Annotated in this window: 18 protein-coding genes; 13 read left to right on the forward strand and 5 right to left on the reverse strand. The window is 64.5% G+C overall.

Annotated features, from left to right (window positions below):
- Window positions 1–301: 301 nt before the first annotated feature.
- Both AC1AV0_RS08200 and AC1AV0_RS08205 read left to right on the forward strand, forming a co-directional pair.
- Complete coding sequence (locus tag AC1AV0_RS08200) at window positions 302–1,141, forward strand: DUF5067 domain-containing protein (protein ID WP_476572895.1); 840 nt, start codon at window positions 302–304, stop codon at window positions 1,139–1,141.
- Window positions 1,142–1,348: 207 nt separating this feature from the next.
- The gene (locus AC1AV0_RS08205) at window positions 1,349–2,215 is read left to right on the forward strand and encodes a Bax inhibitor-1/YccA family protein (RefSeq protein ID WP_476572896.1); all 867 of its coding nucleotides are present in this window, start codon (window positions 1,349–1,351) and stop codon (window positions 2,213–2,215) included.
- A 90-nt stretch (window positions 2,216–2,305) separates the two neighbouring features.
- Here AC1AV0_RS08205 and AC1AV0_RS08210 read toward each other — a convergent pair whose 3' ends face one another.
- On the reverse strand, window positions 2,306–3,322 hold the full coding sequence (locus AC1AV0_RS08210; protein WP_476572898.1) for a LacI family DNA-binding transcriptional regulator: 1,017 nt from the start codon (window positions 3,320–3,322) through the stop codon (window positions 2,306–2,308).
- A 273-nt stretch (window positions 3,323–3,595) separates the two neighbouring features.
- Here AC1AV0_RS08210 and AC1AV0_RS08215 point away from each other — a divergent pair, with 273 nt between their 5' ends.
- The 3 genes from AC1AV0_RS08215 to AC1AV0_RS08225 are packed head-to-tail and all read left to right on the forward strand — an operon-like array spanning window position 3,596 to window position 8,596.
- Window positions 3,596–6,613 (forward strand): glycoside hydrolase family 2 TIM barrel-domain containing protein, encoded by a 3,018-nt coding sequence (locus AC1AV0_RS08215; RefSeq protein WP_476572902.1) that lies wholly within the window; start codon window positions 3,596–3,598, stop codon window positions 6,611–6,613.
- A 1-nt stretch (window position 6,614) separates the two neighbouring features.
- Complete coding sequence (locus AC1AV0_RS08220) at window positions 6,615–7,067, forward strand: NanQ anomerase/TabA/YiaL family protein (protein WP_476572905.1); 453 nt, start codon at window positions 6,615–6,617, stop codon at window positions 7,065–7,067.
- A gap of 56 nt (window positions 7,068–7,123) precedes the next feature.
- On the forward strand, window positions 7,124–8,596 hold the full coding sequence (locus AC1AV0_RS08225; RefSeq protein WP_476572907.1) for an amino acid permease: 1,473 nt from the start codon (window positions 7,124–7,126) through the stop codon (window positions 8,594–8,596).
- A gap of 179 nt (window positions 8,597–8,775) precedes the next feature.
- Here AC1AV0_RS08225 and AC1AV0_RS08230 read toward each other — a convergent pair whose 3' ends face one another.
- Together AC1AV0_RS08230 and AC1AV0_RS08235 are read right to left on the reverse strand one after the other, a co-directional pair.
- Window positions 8,776–9,717 (reverse strand): DMT family transporter, encoded by a 942-nt coding sequence (locus AC1AV0_RS08230; RefSeq protein WP_476572996.1) that lies wholly within the window; start codon window positions 9,715–9,717, stop codon window positions 8,776–8,778.
- Between the two features lie 59 nt (window positions 9,718–9,776).
- The gene (locus tag AC1AV0_RS08235; protein WP_476572909.1) at window positions 9,777–10,514 is read right to left on the reverse strand and encodes a GTP pyrophosphokinase; all 738 of its coding nucleotides are present in this window, start codon (window positions 10,512–10,514) and stop codon (window positions 9,777–9,779) included.
- Window positions 10,515–10,629: 115 nt separating this feature from the next.
- Between AC1AV0_RS08235 and miaB the strand changes: the two genes are divergently transcribed.
- Together miaB and miaA are read left to right on the forward strand one after the other, a co-directional pair.
- On the forward strand, window positions 10,630–12,084 hold the full coding sequence (miaB, locus tag AC1AV0_RS08240) for a tRNA (N6-isopentenyl adenosine(37)-C2)-methylthiotransferase MiaB (RefSeq protein ID WP_476572911.1): 1,455 nt from the start codon (window positions 10,630–10,632) through the stop codon (window positions 12,082–12,084).
- The gene (miaA, locus tag AC1AV0_RS08245) at window positions 12,071–13,198 is read left to right on the forward strand and encodes a tRNA (adenosine(37)-N6)-dimethylallyltransferase MiaA (protein ID WP_476572913.1); all 1,128 of its coding nucleotides are present in this window, start codon (window positions 12,071–12,073) and stop codon (window positions 13,196–13,198) included. The genes miaB and miaA overlap by 14 nt, the downstream gene beginning before the upstream one ends.
- 122 nt (window positions 13,199–13,320) lie before the next feature.
- On the opposite strand, the gene AC1AV0_RS08250 is transcribed toward miaA, so the two are convergent.
- Entirely contained in the window at window positions 13,321–14,115 is a 795-nt protein-coding gene (locus AC1AV0_RS08250; protein ID WP_476572915.1) for a Fic family protein, read from the reverse strand.
- 107 nt (window positions 14,116–14,222) lie between these two features.
- On the opposite strand from AC1AV0_RS08250, the gene AC1AV0_RS08255 reads away from it, so the two are divergent.
- The 6 genes from AC1AV0_RS08255 (at window position 14,223) to recA (ending at window position 20,709) form a co-directional block, all read left to right on the forward strand.
- Window positions 14,223–17,036, forward strand: coding sequence for an FtsK/SpoIIIE family DNA translocase (locus AC1AV0_RS08255; protein ID WP_476572917.1), 2,814 nt, complete (start codon window positions 14,223–14,225; stop codon window positions 17,034–17,036).
- A 66-nt stretch (window positions 17,037–17,102) separates the two neighbouring features.
- Window positions 17,103–17,762: a CDP-diacylglycerol--glycerol-3-phosphate 3-phosphatidyltransferase gene (pgsA, locus tag AC1AV0_RS08260; RefSeq protein ID WP_476572919.1), complete on the forward strand. Its 660-nt coding sequence runs from the start codon at window positions 17,103–17,105 to the stop codon at window positions 17,760–17,762.
- 22 nt (window positions 17,763–17,784) lie between these two features.
- Window positions 17,785–18,333 (forward strand): CinA family protein, encoded by a 549-nt coding sequence (locus tag AC1AV0_RS08265; RefSeq protein ID WP_476572998.1) that lies wholly within the window; start codon window positions 17,785–17,787, stop codon window positions 18,331–18,333.
- A gap of 63 nt (window positions 18,334–18,396) precedes the next feature.
- Window positions 18,397–18,906 carry a helix-turn-helix domain-containing protein gene (locus AC1AV0_RS08270; RefSeq protein ID WP_476572921.1) on the forward strand — a complete coding sequence of 170 codons (510 nt, stop codon included), beginning with the start codon at window positions 18,397–18,399 and terminating at the stop codon, window positions 18,904–18,906.
- A 117-nt stretch (window positions 18,907–19,023) separates the two neighbouring features.
- A complete protein-coding gene (locus AC1AV0_RS08275; protein ID WP_476572923.1) occupies window positions 19,024–19,266 on the forward strand; it encodes a DUF3046 domain-containing protein in 243 nt (80 codons plus the stop codon).
- A 264-nt stretch (window positions 19,267–19,530) separates the two neighbouring features.
- Window positions 19,531–20,709 (forward strand): recombinase RecA, encoded by a 1,179-nt coding sequence (gene recA, locus AC1AV0_RS08280; RefSeq protein WP_476572925.1) that lies wholly within the window; start codon window positions 19,531–19,533, stop codon window positions 20,707–20,709.
- Window positions 20,710–20,737: 28 nt separating this feature from the next.
- Here recA and AC1AV0_RS08285 read toward each other — a convergent pair whose 3' ends face one another.
- Window positions 20,738–20,917, reverse strand: coding sequence for a hypothetical protein (locus AC1AV0_RS08285; RefSeq protein ID WP_476572927.1), 180 nt, complete (start codon window positions 20,915–20,917; stop codon window positions 20,738–20,740).
- Window positions 20,918–20,994 lie beyond the last annotated feature (77 nt).

Here is a 20,994-nt window from a genome sequence, read left to right on the forward strand (position 1 = left end):
CGCGTCTTGAAACATGCCGAGCGTCCACGGCGAGGAACGCCGGAAACGGCGGTTCGGCGGAGTCGGGGTCGGCGCCGGCCTGGACGGCGGGCTGGGGATCGGGGCTGATGCGGTCATGAGGTCCACTGTATTGCCAAGCGCCCCCGCAGTGCCATTGGACATGCGGTCATAATCGACGGGGCGTGGTTGCCCGAACAGGCAATCGCAAATGGCCGTTCGTACACTGACGCGCACGTGCGCGGGCCGATAGCGTCGGTATCGTACGAGATTCGCCTCGTTCGACACGAGAAAGAAGGATACAATGACCTCTCCCACCGCACCCGTCCCGCCCGCCTCGGGCATGCCCAACGCTCCCGCCCCGGCTCAGACTCCCGCGCCCGCCCAACCCCGCCGCACCACCGTGGCCGGCATCGTCGCACTGGTGTTGGGCGTCATCGCGCTGATCCTGAGCTTCATCCCCATCATCAACAATCTGGCCGCCATCCTGGGCGTGATCGGCGCGGTGTTCGCCATCGTGGCCCTGGTGGGCACCTTCCGCGGCAAGAAGCACGGCAAGGGGCTGGCCATCGCCGGCGCGGTGGTGTGCGTGCTGTCCGTGGTGATGACGCTGGCCATCCAATCAGCGACCGTCAAGGCCATGGACGACGCCGCCAAAGAGGCCAAAGGCATCGACACCTCGCAGAACGCGGAAGCCGACGCCGATGGCGATGCCGACGCATCCTCCGGCGACGATGCCGACGATTCCGCGGCCTCCGGCGGAGAGCAGGAAGGGGAGGGCGATATCGAAGGCGCCCATGTGAGCATCGTCTCCGCCACGCGCAGCGGCAACGACTACGAGGGCAACGCCACCGTGCTGGTCACCTACGAGTGGACCAACGCCACCGAGAAGAACAACTCCTTCGCGGCGCTGGCCAATCCGCAGGTGTTCCAGAACGGCACCGAACTGAGCACCGCCATTTACATGGACAATCCGGAAGGCTACGATTCCGGCTCCTATCTGGCCGAAGCGCAGCCGAGCGCCACCGCGAGGGTCACGCTCGGATACGTGTTGCAGGACGATTCGCCGATCACCGTCGACGTCACCGCGCTTTTCTCCATCACCGACGACTCCAAGGTGACCCGCACCTTCACCTTAAGCTAGGCGATGACCCGACCATCGAAGGCGCGCTCCCGGCATCGAGCCAATTGAGCCGGGGCGCGCCTTATGCGACAAAAGAGGGTCGGATGCGTAATGAAAACAAGCCGAGCGCGTGATGAAACCGTGCGTGTTCGCCCCGAGCCGAGCGTTCCCATGGAATTGTAAGGGAATGTCCACTACGATGGGGGCAAGTCGACAAAAGGAGCGATTATGACATTCGGTCAGCAGCCCCAGCGCAACGGCACTCAGCCGCAGCAGTTCAACGGCCAGCAGTATGGCCAGCCCCAATACGGGCAGCAGTATTACCAGCAGGCGCCGCAATACGCGCAGAACCAGGGCCAGTACGCCTACGCCGCGAACGGCATGGGCGGCACCGCCACCATGGACGCGCAGATGGCCTACTCCTATGAGGAGGCCCGTCGCGTCTCCGTCACCAGGGCGTACGGTGAGATGACCATTGGTCTGATCGTCACCGCCGTGGTCGCGGTGCTCGGCCAGATGACCGGCGCGTACTACTCCTTCATCATGGCCACCGGTCTGGTCGGCATCATCGGCCTGTGCGTCGCGCAGATCGCCCTTGCGGTGATTCTCGGCGCGCGCATCATGAAGATGAAGGCCGGCACCGCCCGCGTCATGTTCTACGTGTATGCCGCCCTGATGGGCTTCACCCTGACCTCCATCTTCATGGTGTACGACCTTGGTTCGATCGGCATCGCCCTCGGCATCACCGCCGCGTTCTTCTTCGCGCTGACGATGTTCGGCATGACCACCAAGTTCAACATGCTTAAGGCGGGCCCGATTCTGTTGGTCGGCCTGATCGTGCTCATCATCTCGCAGGTGGTGCTCATGTTCCTGCAGGTCGACGGCATGACCCAGATCGTGTGCGCGATCGGCCTGGTGCTGTTCGCCGGCATGACCATCTACGACGCGCAGAAGACGCGCGCGCTGTTCGCCGCCTACGAGACCCAGGGCCCGGAGATGATCAAGAAGATCTCGGTCATCTGCGCGCTGAACCTCTATCTCGACTTCGTGAACATGTTCCTCTACATTCTGCAGTTGCTGGGCAACCGCGACTAGTATGCAGCCGATGCCGGCACGACGCCGGCGCGACAGCGGCCCGACGGTTTCCGTCGGGCCGCTGTCGTATGTGAAACGATGGGAGGGATTCTAGAGGGACTCGCGTTCGACCAGCCGCATATGCTCGACGACGGTGGATGGCTCCTCGCCGTCGATCATGCGCATCGCTAGATCGGCGGCGATCTGGCCTTCCTCGTACAGCGGCTGATGGATGGTGGTGAGCGGCGGCGTGGTCTCCTTCGACAGCGGGTGGTCGTCGAATCCGATCACCGACACCTGTTCGGGCACGTCGATGCCGCTTTGCCGCAGCGCCTCCAACACGCCGACGGCGATGCGGTCCGACCCCGCCAGCACCGCGTCGAAGTCGTCGCACACTTCCAGCATCTCCATCATCGAAGCGAATCCGGCGGAGGAATCCCACTGCGTGAAGCGCACGCGCTCGTCGCCCAATGCGTCGCCGAACACCTGGCGGTACCCTGCGAGACGGTCGGTGGAGGCGGGATTGTCCGAGGGGCCGAGAATCGCGACCGGCCGCGTTCGCCCCTTGTCCACGACCGCTCTGGCGGCCAGCTGTGCTCCCTCGTAATCGTCGGAGAACACGGTGGAGAAGACGCCCTCGTAGGGGTGGTCGTCCAACTGGCCGACGATCACTCCGGGGATGTTGAGGTCGCGCATGGAATCCAGAACCTCGCTGCCCTTATAGGGCGAGATGTCGATGACCGCGTCGAAGGCCCGGCGTTCGAGATGGTGGCGGAAACGCTCGCGCTCCGACGGGCGTGAGGCCTGCAGCAGCACCGGCAGATAGGCCGATTCGGTGAGCCGTTCGGTGATGCCGCCGAGGAACGCGCTGTAGGTGGGGTCGGCGAACAGTTCGTCGATCGGTTCGGTGGCGATCACTGCGATCGTCTCGGTGCGGCCGACCGCCAACGCCCGCCCTTGCGCGTTGGGGACGAATCCGATGCGTTGGGCCGCCTCGCGCACGAGCCGCTTGGTCTCGTCGCTGATGCGGGGCGAATCGTTGAGCGCGCGGGACGCCGTGGACCGCGAGACCCCCGCCTCCTCGGCGACGTCCGCGAGCGTGACCGACCTACGTTTGGCGATGCTCATAATCGCTCCCTTCGTGACGGTGTTCCCGTCAAGCATAGTCGTGTTCGGGCTTTTTCCCGCATCTCTCGGGTCTATTCATACCTCGACACGCCCATGTTGTACAACCGGTTGCACTAATGGTGAGACGGGTGCTATCGTAAAGGACAACCGGTTGCACAGCAATGGTGCTCGCCAACTGTAACGCTGGTGAATGCGGTCCGGTCATGGCGCATCGACCCGCACAACACTGACCACCAACTGCGATCAACGTTCGATCGCGAAGGAGAGACGTTCATGGAAACCACCCACGATTGGGAGAACCCCTCCCTGACAGGAAGAAACAGGCTGGCGCCTCACGCCTATTTCTTCGGCTACGAGACGCGTGATCTCGCAGCGACCCACAGCCGCGAGCTGTCACGCGGCTACCGCGAGCTCTCCGGCCCGTGGTCGTTCCGTCTGTTCGACGCTCCGCAGGCCGTCCCCGAAGACGCTCTGCTCCAAGCCGACCCCTCCTGGGATGTCGTCGAAGTGCCCCACCTGTGGCAGGTGGACGGCTACGGCCATCTGCAGTACACCGATGAGGGATTCCCCTTCCCGGTGGAGCAGCCGTTCGTGCCGGGCGACGATCCGACCGGCGTCTACCAGCGCGTCGTCGACCTCGCCGCGCCCACCGACGGCGCGAGGCTCATCCTGCGGTTCGACGGCATCGAAAGCTACGGTGAGATCTACGTCAACGGCCGATACGTCGGCATGACGAAGGGCTCGCGTCTGAGCGCGGAATTCGACATCACCGACTTCGTCCACGACGGCGCAAACCTCATCGCCGTCAAAGTGCTGCAATACTGCGACGGCACCTACATCGAGGACCAGGACATGTGGTGGGCGTCGGGAATCTTCCGCGACGTGTACCTGATGGAACGCCCCGCCGCGCGCCTGACCGACTTCACCGTGCGCACCCACGTCACCGGCGGATCGCACGCGCAGGTGAGCCTGGACGTCGAAACGCACGACGCCACCCGTCTGGTGTGGCGTCTCGCCCAAGCCGACGGCACCGTCGTGGCCGAAACGTCGTTCGCGCCGGGCCAGACCGCCGTCATCGAACTTGACGACGCGTGCCTGTGGAATCCGGAGGATCCCTACCTCTACGAGATGACCATCGAGGTCGAGGGCGAGCACGGCATGAGCGAAATCGTGCCCCACCGTCTGGGCTTGGCCGAGGTGACCATCGAAAACGGCCGCATGCTGCTCAACGGCACCTACTTCAAAATGCACGGCGTCAACCGCCACGACCACGACGACCGCAAGGGCCGCGCCGTGGGCGTCGAACGCATGCGCCGCGACCTCGAACTGATGAAGCGCCACAACATCAACGCGGTGCGCACCTCGCATTACGCGAACGATCCGCGCTTCTACGAGCTGTGCGACGAATACGGCATCATGCTGGTCGCCGAAACCGATATGGAAAGCCACGGCTTCGAAAACATCGGCAACATCGCGATGGTCACCGACGATCCCGCCTGGCGGACCGCCTATGTGGACCGCATCGAACGCCTCATCATGCAGGAGCGCAACCACGCGTGCATCATCATGTGGTCGCTCGGCAACGAGTCCGGATACGGCTGCAACATCGAGTCGATGTACGCCAAGGCCAAGGAGCTCGACCCCCGCCCCGTGCACTACGAGGAGGACCGCAACGCCGACACCGTCGACGTGATCTCCACGATGTACTCGCGCGTCTCGCAGATGAACGACTTCGGCGAGCATCCCGGCCCCAAGCCCCGCATCAACTGCGAATACGGACACTCCATGGGCAACGGCCCCGGAGGTTTGAGCGAATACCAGAAGGTGTTCGAGCGCTGGGACAACATCCAAGGCCACTTCATCTGGGAATGGTGCGACCACGGTCTGGCCGCCCACACCGAGGACGGCCGTCGCTACGACATGTACGGCGGCGACAACGGCGACTATCCGAACAACGGCAACTTCTGCATCGACGGCATGGTGTTCCCCTGGCAGGAGCCCAGCCCCGGCCTGACCGAATACATGCAGGTCATCTGCCCGGTCGGCGTCGACTACGACGCGGCGCGTGGGGAGCTGACCGTGCGCAACAAGCGCTGGTTCACCACGCTTGAGGACATCCGCATCATCGCGACGACGATGGTCGACGGCGAGGCGGTCTCCAGCGTGAGCGTCGAGCCCGGCGCGCTCGAGCCCGGCCAGAGCGCGGTTCTCCCGCTCGCCATCGCCCCCGCGGCGGTGGGGGAGACGCTGCTCACGGCGGCCGTCCACTCCACCAAGGCCACGGCATGGGGAGAGGCGATGCGACGCATCGGCATCATGCAGTTCCCCGTGGCCAGCATCGCCCGCCCCGCCCTCGCCGCGCCGCGCCGCCCCCGCGTGACGGCGAACGAGGACGGCCGCACGCTGGTCGTGGCCACGCAAGGCGGCGAGATCCGATTCGATCTGGTCAACGGCGACATCACCGGTTGGCGTTCGGTCGGGCGCGACGTGCTCGCAGCACCGGTTCGCGTGGGATTCTGGCGTCCGCTGATCGACAACTACCAGCAGGAATACGACTCGCTGTGGCATCCGCGCAACATCCAGGTCATGCAGACCTCCACGCGTTCGGTCGACTGGCGTCAGGACGGCGACTCCATCGTGGTGGAAGTCCGCCAGCGGGTCGCCCCGCCCGTGCAGGACTTCGGCATGCACACGCGCATGACCTACACCGTGCTGCCCTCCGGTCGCGTCGACCTCGCCGTCGACGGCGAACCATACGGATCGTACGACGACATCATCCCCCGCATCGGCGTGAGCTTCGAAGTGCCCGGCGCCAACCGCGGCGTCGAATGGTACGGACGCGGTCCGGGCGAGAACTATCCGGACTCGAAGAGCGCGAATGTGGTCGGACGCTACCGCACGACCGTCGACGACATGTTCACCCCCTATGTGGTCCCGCAGGACTGCGCCAACCGTGAGGACGTGCGCTGGGTCGCGCTGCGCTCGCCGCACGGCGACGGCCTGCTTGTCACCCGGCCGGACGGCGCGGACGCGAAGCCCTTCTCGTTCTCCGCATGGCCCTACACCTGCCAGGACATCGACGATGCGCGGCATGTGACCGATCTGGTCAAGCGCGACACCGTCACCGTCAACATCAACGACCGCGTCCTCGGACTGGGATCCAACTCCTGGGGCTCCGAAGTGCTGGACTCCTACCGCGTGCGCTTCGAACGTTTCAGCTTCGCGCTGTCGCTGCGTCCGCTCGACTCGGCCGACCTCACCCAAGCCATCACCGCCATGAAGGAGGCGTGACATGCATCTCTACGACACACGGCATGATTTCGATGCCCAACTCTCAACGGTCAAGAAATGGATGCGCACCGGCCAGGCGCTCGACCTGGCGCCGTCGTTGCCGCGCGATGTGGCGCACTCCATCGGAGACTCGCTCACTTACTGGTGGAACGACGCGGACAAGATGGGCGACGAATCGCTCGTCGGGCATCGCCGTTACCTGACGGTGCTCTCGCCCTTCCGCGGAGAGCTCACCGTCATGGTCGCGAACAAGCAGATGCTGCACACCATCGAACGCTACAGCGATCTGACCGACCGCGAGCGTTTCGACGGGCCTGCGTCCATCGTCACTGTGCCTGAGGGCGGCGTTCTGGTGGTCGACATCGACGAGGCCGTCAAGATCATGCCCGCCCCGGACGTCCAGGCGACGCAGGTGCAGGTCACCGTCGAGGGATACAGCTTCCCGAACAAGTAACGAGCAATTCAACAACCATCCACGAATCACAACCATCAACGTAAAGGAGTCTTCCCATGAGTTCCGAAAAACGAGCGTCGATCGGCCAGGTCGCGCTGCTGGGTATGACGGTGTCGGCCGTGTTCGGCATCAAGAACGTCATCAACAACAACGTCGCGATCGGACTGTCCGCCGCGCCGGCCTTCTTCATCGCAACCATCCTGTACTTCGTGCCGTTCACGCTGGTCGTGGCCGAGTTCGTGGCGCTGAACAAGGATTCGGAATCCGGCGTCTACCAGTGGGTGAAAACCTCGATGGGCGGCCGCTGGGCGTTCCTGACGGCCTTCTGCTACTGGTTCGTCAACCTGTTCTTCTTCGCCTCGATCCTGCCCAATGTGATCATCTACGCGAACTACCTGTTCTTCGGTGAGAACAAGGAGATCTCGCAGCTGTGGATCACCGTGTGCGAGATCATCATCTTCGCAATCGCCACCTGGGTGTCCACCAAGGGCGCCAAGTGGATCGGCTCGATCTCGTCCTTCGGCGCGATGGCGGCGCTCGGTCTGACCGCCGTGTTCATCGTGCTGTCGGTGGCCGCGCTGTGCGGCGGCGTGACCCCGGCGACCCCCGTGACCGTCGAAACCCTCTCGCCTGACTTCAGCTCCTTCGCCACCACATGGGCGTTCCTCGGCACGCTCGCCTGGATCATCCAAGGCGTGGGCGGCGCCGAATCGGTCGGCGTGTTCCTCAACGATCTCAAGGGCGGCGTCAAGGCGTTCGTGCGCGTCATCGTCGTCTCCGGTCTGGTCATCGGCCTGCTCTACGCGGCCGCCTCCCTGGTGATGAACGTGTTCGTTCCGGCCGGAAGCCTCGACCTGTCCACCGGCATCTTCGTGGTCATGGGCAAGGTCGGTGAGTGGATCGGCATTCCGATGGCGATCTCCACCCGCATCGTCGGCCTGATCCTGCTGGCCGCCACGCTGGGCTCGCTGATGATGTGGACCTCCGCCCCGGTCAAGGTGTTCTTCTCCGAGATCCCCAAGGGCGTGTTCGGCGGCAAGATCGTCGAGCTCAACGAGCAGGGCATCCCGTGGCGCGCCGCCTGGCTGCAGTTCGCCATCGTCGTGCCGATCCTCATCATCCCGGCCATCGGCTCCGGCAACGTCAACGACCTGCTGCAGATCGTGATCAACATGACCGCCGCCACCGCGCTGCTGCCGCCGCTGCTGATCCTGCTGGCCTACTTCGTGCTGCGCCGCAAGTTCGACGCCGTGGAACGCACCTTCCGCATGGGCGGACGCGGCTTCGGCTTGGCGATCGCCACCTTCCTGCTGATCGTGTTCGCCTTCGTGTTCATCGCCGGCACGATTCCGCTGGACCAGCCGCTGTGGCTCACCCTGGTCTACAACGTGGGCGGCGTCGTGGTGTTCATCGGTCTGGCGATGCTCTGGTACGAGCGCTACATCCGCCGTCTCAAGGTCACCGACCCCGAAACCGCCGAGGCCGAGCTGCGCCCCAGCGCGCTCGACATGATGGCCACCAAGCAGTGATTTAAAGCACGCATCGGAGTCTCACGGCACATCGCCGGAAGATGAGCAAGGACCCTGCCGGGGATCCCGTGTCCCGAACCTCAAGTTCGGACGGGATTCCGGCAGGGTCCTTCGCTATGCCGTGTATCTTCTTAGCTGCGTATCTCCCTATGCCGTTCGCTTCTCTATGCCGTGTATCGTCAGCGCATGGTGCGCGTGTCCGGGCGGCGCAGCATATCCGGCACCTTGGCCGGCATCTGGGCGAGCAGCGTGCCGAGGAAGATCAGCGCGCAGCCGGCGTATCCACGCGCGGTCATCGTCTCCCCGAGCAGCAACGCGCCTCCCACCGCGGAGAACAGCGATTCGAGCGAGAGGATCACCGCGGAACGGGTGGGAGGCACCTGACGCTGGCCGACGGTCTGCAAGGTGTACGCCACCCCCACGGAGGCGATGCCGGCGTACAGAATCGCCACCCACGACGTGGCGGCACCCGACCAATCGATGGAACCCTCAAGCGCGGCGCCCGCCCAGCTCAGCGCCGCGGTGGTGACGAACTGCACGAAGGACAGGCGGATCGGCTCGACCTTCGCGCCCAACGTATCGATCACGAGAATATGGGCGGCGAACATCACCGAGCCGAGGAAAACGGTCAGATCGCCCTTGTTGATGGTGTCGAAACCGTCGGCGACGCACAGCAGATAGAAGCCGATCAGCGCGATGATGACGCTGACGCCGGTCAGCGCGGTCACCCGGCGGTGCAGGAACAGGCCGAACAGCGGCACCAGCACGATGTACAGGGCGGTGATGAATCCCGCGCGTCCGGCGGAACGGCCCCACAGAATGCCATACTGCTGCAAGGTTCCGGCGGCGAACAGCAGCGTTCCGCACAGCATGCCCGTGATCACCGTGCGCTTGCGGCGGGAGCGGCGTTCGCCGGGGGAGCCCGCGGAATGAGCGGAATTAGAGACATCGGCGGAATCCTTGCCGCCTCGGCGCATCAACAGAATCACCGGAACCAACGAGCATGCGCCCAACGTGAATCTGGCCGCGTTGAAGAACAGCGGCGAGACCGCCTCCATGCTGGAGACCTGCGATACGAACGCGAAACCCCAGATGACCGCCGTCAGCAGCAGGCACAGCATGCCCGTGAATTCCTGTCTTCTCATGAGCCGACATGCTAGACGGCCCATGAGACCGCGCCTCACTCGGTGGTTTTCGGGGTCTCCTCGACCTGCGGGGCACCGTTGATGTCGCGGTGGATGTTCTGCATCTGCACCTCGATGTTCTGCAGGGAGCGGGCGCAGTCGAGCAGCGTCTGCGAATGCTCGTTGAGCTTGCCGTCCGGCAAGTCGGTCTTATAGCGCAGCGCGTGCTCCAGACTCGCCCAATAATCCATGGCGATGGTGCGGAACTGCACCTCGACCGGCGTGTAGTGCGCGCCGGACGAGAGGAACACCGGCACCGCGTAGATCACATGCAGCGAACGGTAGCCGTTCTGCTTGGGGTTCTTGATGTAGTCCTTGACGCGCAGCACCTGGATGTCCGACTGCGAGGAGAGGTAGTTCGAGACGGAATACACGTCGTCGCAGTAGTTGCAGATCACGCGGATGCCGGCCACGTCGAACAGGTTGTCGCGGATGGAGTTCACACTCACCGGCAGCCCCTTGCGCTCCAGCTTGCCGATGATGGAGTTGATGGACTTGAGCCGGCGCTCCATATGATGGATCGGATCATGGCTGAACCGCACCTGGAACTCGCCGTCGAGAATCTCCAGTTTGGTGCTGATTTCGTACATCGCGCCCTCATAGACCTGCATCTGGTCGATGAAGGTGGTGATGTCTTCATGGGTGAACTGGGATCCGCTCAAATCCACGGCTTTGAGACGGGTCTGCAGTTCGGATGAGCTCAAGCGGCTGTGGCGGTCAAGTATCACGATCATCTCCGATTGTCGTCCGAGTGAATACGCTCATTCCAATATACCCGCCTTCCTGTGAGTGTTCCGTGCGGTCGCTGATCGGCCGCGCTGACAAGCCCCGCCGATAGGATGGTGTGTCATGAACGAAGACATGATGACCGAAACCGAACGCAACGCCACCGCACAGGATGCGACGACCGCGAACATGGGGGAGCGGGGCAAGGGTGTGTTCCAGATCCACACGCTCGGATGCCAGATGAACGTGCACGACTCCGAACGCATCGCCGGCGTGCTCGCGGAAAGCGGCTACGTGCAGGCCACCGAGGAGCAGATCGACGGACACGACGTGGACCTGATCGTGCTCAACACCTGCGCGGTGCGCGAGAACGCCGCCGAACGCATGTACGGCACGGTGGGCCTGTGGGCAGAGATGAAACGCCAGCGGCCCAACCTGCAGATCGCGGTGGGCGGCTGCATGGCCCAGCTCGACCGCCAGCGCATCGCCGACAAAGCGCCGTGGATCGCGGCCGTGTTCGGCACGAAGAACATCGGCTCGCTGCCGCGTCTGCTCGAACAGAACCGCGTGACCGACCTGCCGCAGGTCGAGGTGGTCGACCAGCTCGAATACTTCCCCAGCGATCTGCCCACGGCCCGCGCCTCGAAGGTCAGCTCGTGGGTGTCGATCTCCGTGGGATGCAACAACACCTGCACCTTCTGCATCGTGCCCACCACGCGCGGCAAGGAGAAGGACCGCCGCCCCGGCGACATCCTCGCCGAGGTGCGCGACTGCGTGGAATCGGGAGCCAAAGAGGTCACGCTGCTGGGTCAGAACGTGAACTCCTTCGGCTACGGCATCGGCGACCGTTACGCCTTCTCCAAACTGCTGCGCGCCTGCGGCGACATCGAAGGCCTGGAGCGCGTGCGGTTCACCTCGCCGCATCCGGCCGCCTTCACCGACGATGTGATCGCCGCCATGGCCGAGACCCCGAACGTGATGCACCAGCTGCACATGCCCCTGCAGTCGGGTTCCGACAAGATCCTGCGCGCCATGCGCCGCTCCTACCGTACGGCCAAGTTCATGGACATCCTGCGCAAGGTGCGCGAGGCGATGCCGGACGCGCAGATCTCCACCGACATCATCGTCGGCTTCCCCGGCGAGACGGAGGAGGACTTCCAAGACACGTTGCGCATCGTCGAAGAGGCGCGATTCTCGTCCGCGTTCACCTTCATCTACTCGCCGCGCCCCGGCACGCCGGCCGCCGAGATGGAGCAGGTGCCGCATGATGTGGTACAGGAGCGCTTCGAGCGCCTGGTGGCTCTGCAGGAGCGCATCACCGAGGAGGAGCTTAAGAAGTTCGAGGGCCGTGACGTCGAGGTGATGATCACCGGCACGCAGGGCAAGAAGGACGCCGCCACGCACCGCGTGACCGGCCGTGAGCGCACCGGCACGCTGGTGCATATCGGCGTGCCCGAAGGCGAGCCGATGCCCGGAATCGGCGATTTCGTCACCGCCACCGTCACCCACGCCGGCCGCCACAACCTCATCGCCGACCCCGATACGCAGGCCGGGCAGACCTACCATGTGCGCCACTAACGCCCCCGTCGTTCCCGATGACGATTCTCCCGTCATCCCGAGTGGAGGAGCCGCCTCTTCTTCCGTCATCCTGAGCGGAGGCGCCTCTCCCTCTTCCGTCATCCTGAGCGAAGGCGAAGCCGCAGTCGAAGGATCCCCCCGCGTCGTCTCCATCGTCGGTCCCACCGCCTCGGGCAAGACGGGGTTGGGCATCGCCATCGCGCGCCGGCTCGCCGAGCGGGGGGAGCGGGCCGAAATCGTGAACGCGGACGCCTACCAGATGTACCGCGGCATGGATATCGGCACCGCCAAGCCCAGCGCCGAGGAACAGGCCGCGGTGCCGCACCACCTCATCGACGTCATCGACCCCGACGACACGATGACCGTGGCCCGTTTCCAGACGCTCGCGCGCGCCGCCATCGCCGACCTCACCTCGCGCGGCATCCGGCCGATCCTCGTGGGAGGATCCGGCCTGTACGCGCGCGCCGCCATCGACGACATCTCCTTTCCCGGCACGGATCCCGAAATTCGAGCGAGACTTGAGGAACGCGAACGCAACGAAGGCGCGGGCGCGCTGTTCGCCGAGCTGCAGCGCAAGGATCCAGTCGCCGCGGCGAATATGGACGCCCGCAACGCGCGTCGCACCATCCGCGCGCTGGAGGTCATCGAACTGACGGGCCGCCCGTTCTCGGCCACACTGCCGCGCTACCGGTACGTGATTCCCAGCGTGCAGATCGGGCTGGATCTGGACCGCGGGGAACTCGACCGCCGCATCGACATACGCACCAGGAAGATGCTGGATGGGGGATTCGTCGACGAGGTGCGACGGCTGCGTCCGCGTCTGGGCGTCACCGCAAGCCGCGCGCTCGGCTACCAGCAGGTCATCGACTTCGAGGACGGGCTGATCGACGAGCATGATCTTTTCGCCGACATCGCGCAGAAAACCAAGCGGCTCGCCCGCAAACAGATGGGATGGTTCGGCCGCGACCCCAGAATCCACTGGCTTGAGGCGTTGAACCCGCGTTTGGTGGACAATGCGATGGCGATCATCGCGCACGCCGACGCCGGCGACTACGATCCCATCGACGCGCGTGCCGACGAATACGTCCAACACCATCTGGGGGACATCGGCTAACGTCGCGCGCCGCCAAAAGCGTTGTCGGTGCGTTGTCGGTGCGTTGTCGGTGCGTTGTCGGCGCGTCGACAGTGTGTCGTCAGCGTGTCGACAACGCGGTCAATGTTTCCGTCAGCGCGCGGTCAGTGCGCCGGCCCCTGGTCCCATCCCGCGATCAGGAACACGCGGGTCGGATTCGCCGGACGCACGATGCCTGCGAACATGCGCTCCAACGCGTCGGTGTCCCCACGATAGGCCGCGTGCTTGGCGGACTTGTACCCGTCCCGGGTCACCGAACCCCAGTCGAGATCCCATCCGGCGTCATGCGCCAGCCGCGAGGCGAACATACGCAGTACCATCGCGTTGCCGCCCTTGAACGGGTGCAGATACCCCAACTCGTCGTAGATCCGCGTGAACTCACGCACGAATACGTCGCGGTCCAACACCTGCAGATTGCGTTTGTCCGCCAGTTCGGTGGCGATGTTCAACGCGCCCGTCTCGATCAGCGCGGCGGGGAAGAACGCCTCGGGATTCTTGGCCCGCGCCTTGTCGTCCGTCGCCTCGCGCGTCGTGTCGCTGGTGCGCAGCGCGCCCGCGTCCGCGAACACGCCTTCGAACAAGCCCGTATGGATGGCGACCAATTCGGCCAGATCCCCTGATGCGGGCCAACGGCGTTCGGCGAGCAGCACCGTGCGCGCGAACACGCTATCCGCATGGTCCGTGGCATGGTCGTCCAGACTGCCGTCGGCCAGGCGGCCGTTGCTTTGGATCTTACGGGCGGTGGATTCGTCGGCGATTTCGATCAGCCGGGCGACGTCGATATCGCCCCGCTCATAGTCGGCCGCGGCACGCATCGTCGCGTCGCCCGGCGTCATCGCTTCCAACGCGCAGTTCTTCAATGCAAATGCGACTGCGCTCGCACGCTCTGCTGGAGTCATAACACGATGATAGCCGCATCCGGCCGTCTCGGGCGCATCCGCCGCGATAATCCCCGCCGGTGTCGCTGCCGTCCGTGTGCCGGGCGTGGCGTAGAATCAGGACCGTTATGGCACGATCATCATCCTCGAAGAGTTCAGCGAAGTCCCGTAAAAACACCGCCGGGTCAGGCGCGCGCGACGGCAAAACCGCGATCCAACCCGAATTCGGGGATGTCGCGGAGCCGATGTGGAAGAAAATCCTGCTCGCGATTCCGCGGGCTCTCGGCACCGCGGTGCGTTCGATCACCGGCGTGGGGGAGTACGATCCCGCCTACCGCCGCGACGGCCTATGCTTCCTGCTGATGGTGCTGGCGGTGCTGTTCTGCGCCTCCGAATGGGTGCGCGTGGACGGCCCCTTCGGGCAATTCCTGCACGCCGTCGCCTCGGGCGTGTTGGGCGTGATGAGCGTGGTGCTGCCGGTACTGCTGTTCTATGTGGCCGTGCGTCTGATGCGCAACTCCGGACGCGAATCGAACAATCCGCGCGTGGTGACCGGCTGGGTGCTGCTGCTGTGGTCCATCTGCTCGGTGATCGACGTGGCGCTCGCCGCCGAATCCACGCAATTCGACATCGCCGTGCTGCAGAAGGCCGGCGGTTTGTTCGGCTTCTTCCTCGGCTCCCCGCTGGCGTGGGGCCTGTCCAACGCGTTCGCGATCGCCGTTTTCGTCGTGGTGGGATTGTTCTCCCTGCTGATGATCACCGGCACGCATGTGACCGACCTGCCCGAAGTGCTGATGCGAGCGTGGGCCAAGCTACGCAACAAGCCCTACCGTCCGGCGGGCGAGGATGACGAGGCGGCCGACCAGTTCCCCAATGAGGTGCGTGTCGGCGACGGCACGCTCGCCTTCGCCGACGGCGTTCCCGCGCACGACGGCGACGACCTGCCCGACGAGCCCGAGGCGCGCAAGCCCGGCCTGTTCGCACGCCTGTTCCAACGGCGCAGGAACGCGGAGGACCGGACACTGGAACGCTACGAGGCCGACGATCCCTTCGCCACGGCGGCATCCCGGCATGGTGATGCAGCGGAGACCTCGCTGATCGAAACGGCCGCACCGACGGACTCCACGGCGTGGGGCGGCGGTATGGAGCCGGCCGCAACCACCGTCGATACCATGGCGATGCCGGGAACGGATGGCGACGCGGCTGGCGGCACCGTCGTGATGCCGGCGCTCGCCGATCCCGAACACGACCCGTGGGCGCCCATCGCCACTGGCACCATCCCGGCCGTCACCGCAGGCGGCGACGGCGCCACCGTGGCCCTCGGCGCGTCCGGCTCCGCCTCCGTGGGTGAGTTTGGCGAGTCCGGCATGGACGGTATGGATGTCGCGGACGGCGAAGATGACGCCGACGACGCGCTCAAGCCCTACCAGCTGCCCAATCTCAACATTCTGTCCAAAGGGCAGCCGCACGCGATGCGCACCCCCGCCAACGACAAGGTGATCGCCGCGCTGACCTCCACCTTCCAGCAGTTCAATGTGGACGCGAAGGTGATCGGCTTCCTGCGCGGCCCCTCCGTCACCCAATACGAGGTGGAGCTCGGCTCGGGCGTCAAAGTCGAAAAGGTCACCAACCTCCAGCGCAACATCGCCTACGCGGTGGCCAGCTCCGACGTGCGCATCCTCTCGCCGATCCCCGGAAAATCCGCCATCGGCATCGAAATCCCCAACGTCGACCGCGAAATCGTGCATCTGGGCGACGTATTGCGCTCCGACAAGGCCATGAACGACCCCAATCCGATGGTCAGCGGCGTGGGCAAGGACGTGGAGGGCCACTTCGTGACCGCCGACCTCGCCAAAATGCCGCATCTGCTGGTGGCCGGCGCCACCGGATCGGGTAAGTCGAGCTTCATCAACTCCATGCTCACCTCGATCATCATGCGCGCCACCCCCGAACAGGTGCGTTTGATCATGGTGGATCCCAAGCGTGTGGAACTCTCCGCCTACGCGGGCATCCCACATCTGCTCACGCCGATCATCACCGACCCCAAAAAGGCCGCGCAGGCCTTGGAATGGGTGGTCAAGGAGATGGACGCGCGCTACTCCGACCTGGAATTCTTCGGATTCCGCCACATCAAGGATTTCAACGAGGCCGTGCGCGCCGGCAAGGTGCACGCGCCGCTCGGCTCCCAGCGCAAGGTTGCCCCGTACCCGTACATCCTTGTGGTCGTCGACGAGATGGCCGACCTCATGATGGTCGCGAAAAACGATGTGGAAAGCTCCATCCAGCGCATCACCCAGCTGGCGCGCGCCGCCGGCGTGCATCTCGTGCTCGCCACCCAGCGCCCGTCCGTCGACGTGGTCACCGGTCTGATCAAAGCGAACATCCCCTCGCGCCTGGCCTTCGCCACATCCTCGGCCACCGACTCGCGAGTCATCCTCGACACGGTCGGCGCAGAGGCGCTGATCGGACAGGGCGACGCGCTGTTCCTGCCGATGGGCTCTGCCAAACCGATCCGCGTGCAGGGCTCGTGGGTGTCGGAATCGGAGATCCGCAAGGCCGTGGAATTCGTGCGCACCCAACGCAAGCCGCGCTACCGCGACGACATCGAACAGATGGCGCAGGAGGCCGAGAAGAAGGCCATCGAACCCGACGAGGAGATCGGCGACGATATGGACCTGCTGCTGCAGGCGGCCGAACTGGTCGTCACCACGCAGTTCGGCTCCACATCGATGCTGCAGCGCAAGCTGCGCGTCGGATTCGCCAAGGCCGGACGTCTGATGGATCTGCTGGAATCGCGCGGCGTGGTCGGCCCCTCCGAGGGGTCCAAGGCCCGCCAGGTGCTGGTCCAGCCCCCCGACCTGCCTGCGGTGCTCGCCTTCATCCGCGGCGAAACCGACTCTCTGCAGTCGTCCGCGGCCCAGCAGGGCACGCTTGAATCGTAGAATCGTCAGCTGCCCTTCAGCTGGCGTCCATGGCTTCGGTAGAGCATGTGCGGTAACGTATCCGGTATGACTGAGAGCCAAACATCCAAGAAATCGTCGCTGCTGGACGGATGGAACGCCCCTCCGAATCTGGTCACCTACTCGCGCATCGTGCTGGTGGTGGTGTTCCTCGTGCTGGCCGCGCTCGCAGGTCCGTGGGGCGCGGACAACCTGACGATGCGTTGGGTCGCCGCCGTGCTGTTCATCATCGCCGCCTCAACCGATAAGATCGACGGCTGGATGGCCCGCAAGTACCATATGGTCACCGAGCTGGGCAAGCTGATGGACCCGATCGCCGACAAGCTGCTCACCTGCGGCGCGCTGATTCTCGCCTCCATCTTCGGCGAACTCGGCTGGTGGGTGACCATCCTGTTCCTCGTGCGTGAAATCGGCATCACCGTGATGCGCTTCTTCGTGATCGACACCGGCGGTAAGGTGATCGCCGCCGCATGGCCGGGCAAGCTGAAAACCGTGTTCCAGTGCGTCGGCCTGTCGATGCTGCTGCTGCCGATGTGGTCTCTGGATACCGCGCAGACGACCCCGACGTGGATGGTCGTCTACTACTTCCTCACCTACGCGATGATCTACGTGGCGCTGGTGCTGTGCCTGTACTCGGGCGCCATCTACCTGTACAACACCTTCGCCGGCGGCAAGAAGAAGGCCTCCGACGGCGGAAACGAAGCCTGAGCGCGTGGGGACGGAGAATTCGTTGCAGGAACGCTGCGACGGGCTTGCGGCCCGCATACTGGCGTATTGCGAGGAGCATGGACTGAAGATCGCCTGTGCGGAGTCGCTTACCGGGGGTCTGCTCGCCGACGCCTTCGTGCGTATTCCCGGCGCGTCGAACGTGTTGCTGGGCTCGGCGGTCACCTACGACATCAACGCCAAAGCCTCCGTGCTCGGCGTGGACCGCGCGTTGCTCGAACGCGAGGGCGCGGTCCATCCCGATGTGGCCAAGCAGATGGCCGAGGGCACGGCGAGACTGTACGCGCAGCCGCAATACGGCGAGCGGGTGATCGGACTGGCCACCACCGGTGTCGCGGGGCCCGGTCCGGACGGCGACAAGCCGGCGGGATTGGTGTATGTCGGCGTTTCGCTGCCATCATGCGGCGGGTTGGGGGCTTCCGATGGTCCCACGGCGCGCCGGACCGAGGCGGTCGAACTGCGGCTGCAGGGCACCCGCGAGGAGGTCCGTCGCCTTACCGTCGCGCACGTTTTGGAAAACTTGAGTCAACTCCTAGCAATTTTTCAGGAATAAAATCCCGGTGATGTCGTGTTGACAAGAGTAGATGTTCCGATACACGACGCAAGGGATGGAATTATGGAGACGCTGACCCGCAACGAACAGCAAGTGGAGATTCGCGCCGCGGCGCCGACTATGGTGCGCCCGGGCACCGCGCGCATGCGCGAGCTGACCCCGGCCCAGCGCCGCGCGGTGATGTTCGCGCAGCAGCAGGTGATCAAGGCGCGTGCCGCCAAGAAGGCCAAGGACGAGCGTCAGGCGGCGCTCACCAGAATGTGGCAGGAGGAGGACGCCGACACGAGGCCGCGTTCCTCGACGCGTATGCGTGAGGAATCCAAAACGAATGAACGGCTGTCGCTGCGTGAGGCCATCGGCCAGGTGCTGCGCGACCTGCGCACGCGCGACCATAAAACCCTGCGCGAGGTCAGCGAGAAAGCCGGCGTGTCGCTGGGATACCTCTCCGAGGTGGAGCGCGGGCAGAAGGAGGCCAGCTCCGAGCTGCTCACCTCCATCTCCGAAGCGTTGGGCGTGAGCACCGCGCAGATGCTGCGCATGGTCGCCGACCATCTCGACGAGGTCGGCGCGTAAGACAATTGACCTACTGGCCTATTGGCCTATTGGGTGACGCCCCGGTCGTGAATCCACATTGTTGGATCGCGACCGGGGCGTTGTCATGTTTGGGGCGTGGCGGTAGATTGGTCTGTTATGCGAGAACGGGAATTCTGGGAGCTGCTCGAAGAGGTGTTCGGGCGTGTCTACGGCCGCAGTCTGGCGCGCGACCAGCGGCTGGATCGGCTGGACGGCATGACCGTGGTCGAAGCGTTGGAGGCTGGTGAGGAGCCGCGCACAGTATGGAACGTCCTGTGCGATCAGATGGGTGTTTCGGACCGCGAACGGTGGGGCAAGGATCATAACGCTCCGCCGATGCCCTATAGCGCTGTGCGGTAGTTGGGGTGCCGCGTCGGCGTGTCCTTTCAGAAAATCGAACAAATGTTCGTATGTGAGGGTATAGTTGTCCGCAGTGACGACGGCAGACTCGGCGAGTGGGTTTGCGCCGGCTGACGCGAAAACCTTGCAATAGCAAGGAAAATCGTCGGTCGGAGTCGTGCAGGGCGAAGGCTCGAACCACATAGGTCGATTCCGCTTGCCCTGCGCGGCACGAAGCCCATACGGTGGAATGACATATTCGCCGCACGACGACAAGGAGAGATCATGGCACAGCAGACGAAGCCCACCGTGCAGGAGGCAGAAGGCGGCAACGCCGCCAAGCACGAACTCGACCCCTTGCGCAAAGCCGCGCTTGACACCGCGCTGGCGCAGGTGGAGAAGAACTTCGGCAAGGGATCGGCCATGCGTTTGGGCGACCGCGTCGAACAGGACGTCGAGGTCATCCCCACCGGCTCTCTGGCCCTCGACATGGCCCTCGGCATTGGCGGCCTGCCCCGCGGCCGTATCGTGGAGATCTACGGACCGGAATCCTCGGGCAAAACCACGCTGGCGCTCCATGCGGTCGCCAACGCGCAGCGCAACGGGGGAGTCGCGGCCTTCATCGACGCCGAACACGCCCTCGACCCGGTGTACGCCCGCAAGCTCGGCGTCGACACCGATTCGCTGATCGTCTCCCAGCCCGACAACGGCGAGCAGGCGTTGGAGATCTCCGACATGCTGATCCGTTCCGGCGCGCTCGACATCATCGTCATCGATTCCGTGGCCGCTCTGGTGCCCAAAGCGGAAATCGAAGGTGAGATGGGCGACAGCCATGTCGGTCTGCAGGCCCGCCTGATGAGCCAGGCGCTGCGCAAGATGACCGGCGCGCTCGCGCAGGCCGGCACCACCGCCATCTTCATCAACCAGCTGCGTGAGAAGATCGGCGTGTTCTTCGGCAATCCCGAAACCACCACCGGCGGCAAGGCGCTGAAGTTCTACTCATCCGTGCGTCTCGACATCCGACGCGTGCAGACCTTGAAGAACGGCGAGGAGGCCGTGGGCAACCGCACGCGCGTCAAGGTCGTCAAGAACAAGATGGCACCGCCCTTCAAATCCGCTGAATTCGATGTGCTGTACGGCGAAGGCATCTCCCGTGAGGGATCCGCGCTGGATATGGCCATCCAGGTGGGCGTGGTCAAGAAGTCCGGCTCCTGGTTCACCTACGACGGCGACCAGCTGGGGCAGGGACGCGAGAATGTGCGCAAGTTCCTTAAGGACAACCCTGCCGTCACCGAGGAGATCGAGAACAAGGTCAAGGTGGAGTTCGGCCTGATCGAACCGACCGACCAGTTCGCCGAAGACGAGGCCACCAAGGCCGCCGCCGAAGCCGCCAAGGGCGGCGAATCACCTGCGGCGAGCGAGTCGAACACGACCAGCGCGAAATCGACGAAGTCCGCGAAGTAGCGCGTGTTTCGTTGATGGTTCGCGCTCTTCACAGAGGTGAGTTCGCATGATCGGAGCGGAAGCGTTCCTGGCTGAACATGGCGTGGCGATCCCGGCATCCGAACCGGACATCGCCCGCCATGCCCAGCCCGCCCGTCGCACCGACGGTCGTGTCATGAATGACGGCCGTGTTTTGGCCGGCAATCGTGTTGTGGTTGATGACGGCCATGTCGTGCCTGACGGCTGTGTCGTGGGCGACGATTGCGTCATGGATGACAGTCATGTCATGGCTGATGGTTCCGCTTT

The sequence above is a fragment of the Bifidobacterium sp. LH_558 genome (genome assembly GCF_056356295.1).

Bases quoted from the DNA above. Each gene is read 5' to 3' on its own strand.
- AC1AV0_RS08200 (WP_476572895.1), top strand. From the start codon at position 302: ATGACCTCTCCCACCGCACCCGTCCCGCCCGCCTCGGGCATGCCCAAC.
- AC1AV0_RS08205 (WP_476572896.1), top strand. From the start codon at position 1,349: ATGACATTCGGTCAGCAGCCCCAGCGCAACGGCACTCAGCCGCAGCAG.
- AC1AV0_RS08210 (WP_476572898.1), bottom strand. From the start codon at position 3,322: ATGAGCATCGCCAAACGTAGGTCGGTCACGCTCGCGGACGTCGCCGAG.
- AC1AV0_RS08215 (WP_476572902.1), top strand. From the start codon at position 3,596: ATGGAAACCACCCACGATTGGGAGAACCCCTCCCTGACAGGAAGAAAC.
- AC1AV0_RS08220 (WP_476572905.1), top strand. From the start codon at position 6,615: ATGCATCTCTACGACACACGGCATGATTTCGATGCCCAACTCTCAACG.
- AC1AV0_RS08225 (WP_476572907.1), top strand. From the start codon at position 7,124: ATGAGTTCCGAAAAACGAGCGTCGATCGGCCAGGTCGCGCTGCTGGGT.
- AC1AV0_RS08230 (WP_476572996.1), bottom strand. From the start codon at position 9,717: ATGCTGTGCCTGCTGCTGACGGCGGTCATCTGGGGTTTCGCGTTCGTA.
- AC1AV0_RS08235 (WP_476572909.1), bottom strand. From the start codon at position 10,514: ATGATCGTGATACTTGACCGCCACAGCCGCTTGAGCTCATCCGAACTG.
- miaB (WP_476572911.1), top strand. From the start codon at position 10,630: ATGAACGAAGACATGATGACCGAAACCGAACGCAACGCCACCGCACAG.
- miaA (WP_476572913.1), top strand. From the start codon at position 12,071: ATGTGCGCCACTAACGCCCCCGTCGTTCCCGATGACGATTCTCCCGTC.
- AC1AV0_RS08250 (WP_476572915.1), bottom strand. From the start codon at position 14,115: ATGACTCCAGCAGAGCGTGCGAGCGCAGTCGCATTTGCATTGAAGAAC.
- AC1AV0_RS08255 (WP_476572917.1), top strand. From the start codon at position 14,223: ATGGCACGATCATCATCCTCGAAGAGTTCAGCGAAGTCCCGTAAAAAC.
- pgsA (WP_476572919.1), top strand. From the start codon at position 17,103: ATGACTGAGAGCCAAACATCCAAGAAATCGTCGCTGCTGGACGGATGG.
- AC1AV0_RS08270 (WP_476572921.1), top strand. From the start codon at position 18,397: ATGGAGACGCTGACCCGCAACGAACAGCAAGTGGAGATTCGCGCCGCG.
- AC1AV0_RS08275 (WP_476572923.1), top strand. From the start codon at position 19,024: ATGCGAGAACGGGAATTCTGGGAGCTGCTCGAAGAGGTGTTCGGGCGT.
- recA (WP_476572925.1), top strand. From the start codon at position 19,531: ATGGCACAGCAGACGAAGCCCACCGTGCAGGAGGCAGAAGGCGGCAAC.
- AC1AV0_RS08285 (WP_476572927.1), bottom strand. From the start codon at position 20,917: ATGGCCGTCATCAACCACAACACGATTGCCGGCCAAAACACGGCCGTC.